5 protein-coding genes are annotated in these 6605 nt (G+C 48.4%); 4 read left to right on the forward strand and 1 reads right to left on the reverse strand.

Features of this window, described 5'->3' with window-relative positions; genetic code table 11:
* The first annotated feature begins 97 nt into the window (after positions 1–97).
* The 4 genes from BUA12_RS09480 (at position 98) to BUA12_RS09495 (ending at position 4375) form a co-directional block, all read left to right on the forward strand.
* Positions 98–1063, forward strand: a complete 966-nt coding sequence (locus BUA12_RS09480) for a fumarylacetoacetate hydrolase family protein (protein ID WP_072710365.1) — start codon at positions 98–100, stop codon at positions 1061–1063.
* Positions 1064–1251: 188 nt separating this feature from the next.
* Positions 1252–2454 carry an acyl-CoA dehydrogenase family protein gene (locus tag BUA12_RS09485; RefSeq protein ID WP_072710366.1) on the forward strand — a complete coding sequence of 401 codons (1203 nt, stop codon included), beginning with the start codon at positions 1252–1254 and terminating at the stop codon, positions 2452–2454.
* Positions 2455–2510: 56 nt separating this feature from the next.
* Positions 2511–3506, forward strand: coding sequence for a catechol 2,3-dioxygenase (locus BUA12_RS09490; RefSeq protein ID WP_072710367.1), 996 nt, complete (start codon positions 2511–2513; stop codon positions 3504–3506).
* A 62-nt stretch (positions 3507–3568) separates the two neighbouring features.
* Positions 3569–4375, forward strand: a complete 807-nt coding sequence (locus tag BUA12_RS09495) for an alpha/beta fold hydrolase (RefSeq protein WP_072710375.1) — start codon at positions 3569–3571, stop codon at positions 4373–4375.
* A gap of 50 nt (positions 4376–4425) precedes the next feature.
* Here the strand turns inward: BUA12_RS09495 and BUA12_RS09500 are convergent, their stop codons facing one another.
* Entirely contained in the window at positions 4426–6267 is a 1842-nt protein-coding gene (locus BUA12_RS09500; RefSeq protein ID WP_245772801.1) for a XylR N-terminal domain-containing protein, read from the reverse strand.
* Positions 6268–6605: the final 338 nt, after the last annotated feature.

Here is a 6605-nt window from a genome sequence, read left to right on the forward strand (position 1 = left end):
TGCTGAATTCAAAAGTGTTTTACACAGCTGATTGATTGACAGTTCATCAGTTCAGTAGTTTAATGTGAGTTAATTTATACAAAGGGAGTGTAATTGGATGGGTTTAAAGATAGTAAGGTATAAGAAAGACGGCGACCTCCGCTGGGGAGTGCTCTCGGGTGAACAGATCCTTGATGTGGAAAATGATTCCGGTACACTGGCAGAATTTTTGAAGGAAGGTGTCGATCAGGCCAGGGCCACACTTGATGAGCCGCCTTCAGATACAGTCGATTTGAAAGAAGCGGTGCTGGCAAGCCCGGTCACCAGGCCCGCCAACATAGTATGCCAGGGGGCGAATTATTCGAGTCACCGTCAGGAATCCGGCATGACCGCCGACCGCCCCGAGTTCAACTTGATCTTCGGCAAGGCGGACAGTGCACTGTGCAGCCATGATTCGGATGTCATCCGTCCCGCAGGTGTGAAGCTTCTCGATTATGAAATCGAGCTCGGCCTCATCATCGGTAATGATATATCCGGACCCGTGGATGTCACCAACGAAAACCTTCATCACCATGTGGCTGGTCTTGTCATCATGAATGATATTTCCGCACGCGATGTCCAGCTGCCGGAAGGCCAGTGGCTCAGGGGGAAGAGTTACCGCACCTTCGCCCCGGCGGGCCCGTTCCTCTACATACTTGATGAAGATGAATATCCGAAAATCCATGATTTGGAACTGAATTTATGGGTCAACGATGAATTGCGCCAGTCGGCCAATACGAATCAACTGCTGTTCAAACCTGAGGAAACGCTGACGGAACTCTCCCGGGTGATGGACTTCTCTCCCGGGGACGTACTGCTCACCGGGACGCCCGGCGGTGTCGCGATGAACTTATCTAAAGCGGATTTGGAAGCAGCGACTAAAATCACCTCACCGTTGAGCGGAAAGGTTGAGGGGTTCCTGGATGCCCAGACAGACAACACCGATTATTTGAAAGACGGCGATGTCATCCGTGCCAGCATCAAAAGTACAGATGCATCAATCGATCTCGGAGAGCAGAAGAATAAAGTTGTTGCACAGAAATGAGTCAGACCGTCCGGCACATCAATCTACATGATGCCGGGCGGTTTTTTGGTTTCCGGATTTTTAGTATTAAATATGTCAAAATATTTTAAGTATTCGTATGATTCGTATCTATATTTAAATAAAATGCTGCTCTATACTCATTTATAAGCTATAACTGATAGCGCTTACAAATCAAAGGGGGATTATTTATGAGCAGCATAACCAAGCAACAACCGGTGACCCGTGAAGAGTTGCTGAGAAGAGCCAAAGAAATCGGCGAACTTGCTGAAAAATATGCACTGCAGACAGATGAAGAGCGGAGACTTCCTGAAGAGGTCACCCAAAAGCTGAAGGAATCCAACTTCCACCTGCTCCACCGCCCGAAAGCATACGGCGGACAGGACCTGGATTTTGAAACGTTCGGCGATATCATCCGCACCGTTGCCTACCACAGTGTATCGGCGGCATGGGCGACGTATTTCGTCATCATCCATGAAACGTGGCCGTCATTCATACCGAAAGATGCCCGGGATACTTTATTCAACAGCAACGAATTGATGGCCGATGTCTTTGCACCTGTCGGTAAAGTGGAAGATGCAGACGACGGCAAAGGCTATCTCGTCAGCGGCCAATGGAACTTCTGCAGCGGCGTATTATGGTCCGACTGGATTGCCCTCGGTGCTTTCCATACGATGAAAGACGGCGACAAGCCTGAACTGAGCCTGTTCATCGTGCGTAAGGAGGATGTCGAGGTCATCGACAACTGGGATACGATGGGCCTCCGCGGCACGGGGAGCAATGCGGTGAAGCTGGATAAAAACTATGTCGCACCGGAATATGTTTTCCCGCTCAGCAGAGTCGTTGAAGGTGCCACTGCACCGGACGGCAACTACGAAGAGGATTACCTGCTCTTCAACGTACCGTACATCGCCTACTTCCTTTCCGGATTCTCACAGATCCTGGTCGGCGGCCTGAAGAGACTTGTCGATGAGTTCGTTGAGAGGACAGAGAACCGTGTCAGAGTATACAACAACAATTCACAGGAGAAGGACAACAGCAGTTCCCAGCGGACGCTCGGTGAGATCAAGATGGAGTACAATGCTCTTGAGAAGATTGCTGATGATTACCTTGCAAGGATGCAGGGCTACGCTGAAAAAGGTGTCCGAGTACTGGAAGAGGAAGAGCGTCAGGAATTGTTTGCAATGCGCGGCTATGTCGCTAAGCATGCACCGCTCATCGCCACCAGACTTCTGACGGTGCTCGGTGGAAACGCCCTTTACAGGGAATCCGGCGCGGAAAGATTCGTCCGTGACCTGATTGCCGTATCCTGCCACCCGACCCATCTGTATGAAGACGCCATGGTCGGTTACGGCAAGACGATCGTCGGTCAGGACGGCCACCCGATGTGGTAAAGCTTTTGATTTGAAATGATATGAAAAAAATATATTAATATAGGGGAGAAATGAAAATGACTAATGAAGAAATCTTAGATATTGCACATTTGGCGCACATGGAAATCTACAGCCCGAAATTGGAAGAATCAGTGACGTTCTTTAAAGAAATGCTTGGAATGAATGAAGTGACGCGGAAAGGCAATTCCGTCTACCTGCGCGCTTACGAAGATCACTACCATAACTCACTGATCATCACAGAGCATCACGAAGCGGGCCTCGGCCACCTGGCATTGAGGACTAAATCACCTGAAGCACTTGAAAGACGTGCCGCGGCCATCGAAGAGACGGGTTACGGCATCGGCTGGATCGACGGCGATATCGGCCACGGCCCTGCATACCAGTTCCAATCACCTGACGGTCATAAGATGGAAATCTTCTGGGAAGTTGATTACTACGATTGCCCTGAAGAAGAAAAAACCGAGCTGTTGAACCGTGTGCAGAAGCGCCCGAACCGCGGCATGCCGGTACGTCGTATCGACCATATCAATCTACTCTCCAGTGATGCAGATAAAAATGTTGAATTCATGCAGGAGGCGCTCGGTTTCAAAACACGTGAACGCATTGTAAATGAAGATGATACCCATGTTGCAGCATGGCTGAGTGTCACCAACCTCGTCCATGATATTGCAGTCATGGCAGATCCTTTGGGGGAAAAGGGGCGCCTTCACCATATCTGCTACTGGTATGGCCAGCCGCAAAACCTGATCGACTTATCCGAGCTGCTTGTTGAAGCCGGCCACCACATTGAAGTTGCACCGATCAAGCATGGCATATCCCAGGCATACTGCATGTATGTATACGAGCCGGGCGGCAACCGTGTTGAGCTGTTTGGCGATTCAGGCTACCTCATCTTCGATCCGGACTGGAAGACAGTGGAATGGAAAGGCGAAGATGCAGCAAGAGCAATCCTGTGGCACGGCGGCAGCAACCTGCCTGAGAATTTCCTTGCATACGGCACACCTGACAGACAGCCGGTTGAAGCTGAAGTTGAAGAAGTCACCAATAAATAATACATTCGGAGGTAATGAATTTGGCAGTCAAAGAAGCAACTTTGGAAAAAATTGAAAAACAGATGACAGTTGACGGCATTCAGACAAACTACCTTGAGGCGGGCGCCGGCAATAAGGAGACCATGGTATTAATCCATGGCTCCGGCCCCGGAGTCTCGGCATTCGCCAACTGGAGACTGGTGATACCGCGTCTGAGTGAGACATTCCATGTCTTTGCACCGGACGTGATCGGTTTCGGCAAGACCGCGAAACTCGAGGAGAACGAGTATGGACTGGATGTATGGGTGGACCACCTGATCAATTTCATCGAGGAAGTTTCGGACGGCCCCGTCCATATCGTCGGAAACTCCTTCGGCGGTGCCATGGCACTTCATATCGCCCACAGAAGGCCTGACCTGATCAATAAACTGATCCTGATGGGCCCCGCGGGTGTGAAACATGAGTTGTCATACGGTCTCAAAAAAGTGTGGGGTTATGACCCGAGCATTGAAAACATGCGCGAGCTGATCAAGTTGTTCTCGTACAACCAGGAAGCCGCAAATAATGAGGAACTGGTCAAATTGAGATATGAGGCGAGCATGGATCCGGAATCCAAAGAGGCTTTCCATAACATGTTCTACACCAACCAGCAGGAAAGGCTTGAGGAACTGTCCCTTGAAGATGAGGAGATCAAGAATATTGAAAAGCAAACCATCCTCTTCCACGGACTGGAAGATCAGGTCATCCCGTTTGAAGCGACCAGCTACAAGTTGATGAAGCTACTGCCTAATGCAGAACTGCATCTTTTCAACCAGTGCGGCCACTGGACGCAGATTGAAAAGACCGAACCGTTCATCGACCATATCCTTGCATTCACGAAAGGTCAATGACATCATGAAAAGCGCTTATCCCGAAATTCGGGATAAGCGCTTTTTCATATTCACTTCTTCTTCACGGCAGCCACGTTCAATGCCATATAAACCGAGAACAACGCTTTCGTGTCATCCAGCTCCACGTTCAGCAGATCACTGATTTTCTCAAGCCTGTAACGGAGGCCTGAGATCGACATCGCCATCGCCTTTGAAGTCGCATTGATGCTCATGCCGTTTTCGATATAATACTTCAATGTCTCCGTAAGTTCATCATGTTTATCCGCAGCGATCAGCTCCCCTATCTGGCTTTCTACGAACCTGTTCAACATTGACTGATCGGAGATCTGGAATAACAGCTTCTCAACCCCCAGGTCATCATAGTAAAGCACGGTTTTGTCATCCGCCTTCGTATTCAGGGCGATCTCCGTCTCTTTGTAGAGTGCAGGCAGTGAGTTTATGTTTTCCTGAACAGAACTGACACCGACATAAAACTGATGGCGTTTAAACTTCTTTCTGCAATGTTTCAGTAAATCGTTAATCATTGACGGCTTATCTTTTAAAAGTGTGTTATCCGTCTGTTCTTCCAAAGCAAAGATCAGCTTTCCCGCCTTATAACAGGCAAAAATGTCCAGTCCGCGCTGCTTGAAGAACAGGTTGATATGCCTCAGCAGTTTTTCATTCCTCTCAATTTCCAGGCTCAAGTCATCGTCCTCGCCCTCCCCCTTTTCCAAAGTGAAGACCCAGTAATCGCCTTCAGGATCCAGGTTCAGATACTTGGCTATCCTATACAGTTCCTCTTCTTCAAGCTTCTCATCCAGAATGTCCGTAAGGAAACTCCGTCTGATGTTCTGGGTGGTCTGGATTTTGATGTTGTCATGCAGCAGTACGATTGACGCCGTGAGCGACGCCTGATCGATGATCATGTGCTCCAGTGGCGTCGGTCTGCTGTCCCCGTGGTAGATGAATGAACAGTAACCGCGGATTTTATTATCGAAATAAATCGGTGTCCGGAGCAGACCGATTTCAGGTCCCAGCTCAAAGAACCGTGTCGTCTTGGCCGTCATTTCCTTCAGATCACAATCAAGTGATACGTCTTCGGACTTCACAACAACGTTATGATACTCATCCTCGATGAATATTGGGAGCCCTGTCGTGCCCCGGAGCAGATCCACAATGCGCTCCAGGCCTTTTTTCGACAGGATGATTTCTATCATTTTCTTGTGTACATCATGGGCGGTGGTGAGATAATCCCTTTCCTCTTTCAACTTGGCCGCCACCTCATCCAGTTCTTCTATGACACTGGATGACTGGTAATATGTGGTTTCATGCTCATCCGTCCCCCACGCTTCAATGGGCTTGCAGACCATTTCGCACTGCCCATCCCCTGTTGCGCCGCATTTTGATTCTTTAACGAGCATCGGCCTGCCGAGTGCACTCGATAAATAGCCACTGGCAAACCCGCAAAGTGTATGGCAGACCGGCTGATCGGCAGGTCCTTCAAATTCCAGCTGCTTCTCCACTTCATATGAGTTGTGCCATGAAGCCCTGATGTAGTTTATTGTATCTTCTTCATCGTACTTTATCTCTTCGACGATGACATCATCCAGGTGGCCATGCATCCTGTGAAGCATCGGTCCGGCCCTTACCAGCTCTTCTTCCCTTTCCCATTCCAGCTCCCGCATCCTCTGCCCCTCGCTTACACCTGTATGCCATCCGTACCTTATGAAAACGCCTTTTGTCCGGTCGTTTCCGATACTGAAGATCAATTCCTGCTTCAAGGCATGTAACGCAGAGACGGGTATGCTCACTGTACGGTCATTGAAAATTCTGCCCAACTGGTCATCAGGCAATCTTAAGACATCACTTAATTTCTGCACATTATTCTCCTCATTGACTGTGTTGGTCATCATTCATGCACCCCTTTGTCCGGTCCTGATTAATCAGAATAGATTTAATTATTAGTATATTCTGTACTAATAATCCTTATTTTTTAGCACAGTTGGTAGCTTATAATTAAATCCTGCCGGTGATAATATTTAAGTATCCTATCCAGGGTGCTTATATCCTGAATTTTTTTATAATGATCGTTGGTAGCGATTTCATTATAGGACATCAAAAGTACATTATCAATCAATAGCTCGACTGGGTGGATTTATAATCATAAACTCAAGGGGGAAATTATAATGGAAGATCGTCAGTTCAGAAATGCAATGGGTAAATTCGCCACAGGCGTCAACGTGATCGCAAC

The organism is Lacicoccus alkaliphilus DSM 16010 (assembly GCF_900142805.1).
GTDB lineage: Bacteria > Bacillota > Bacilli > Staphylococcales > Salinicoccaceae > Lacicoccus > Lacicoccus alkaliphilus.

Bases quoted from the DNA above. Each gene is read 5' to 3' on its own strand.
- BUA12_RS09480 (WP_072710365.1), top strand. From the start codon at position 98: ATGGGTTTAAAGATAGTAAGGTATAAGAAAGACGGCGACCTCCGCTGG.
- BUA12_RS09485 (WP_072710366.1), top strand. From the start codon at position 1,252: ATGAGCAGCATAACCAAGCAACAACCGGTGACCCGTGAAGAGTTGCTG.
- BUA12_RS09490 (WP_072710367.1), top strand. From the start codon at position 2,511: ATGACTAATGAAGAAATCTTAGATATTGCACATTTGGCGCACATGGAA.
- BUA12_RS09495 (WP_072710375.1), top strand. From the start codon at position 3,569: ATGACAGTTGACGGCATTCAGACAAACTACCTTGAGGCGGGCGCCGGC.
- BUA12_RS09500 (WP_245772801.1), bottom strand. From the start codon at position 6,267: ATGATGACCAACACAGTCAATGAGGAGAATAATGTGCAGAAATTAAGT.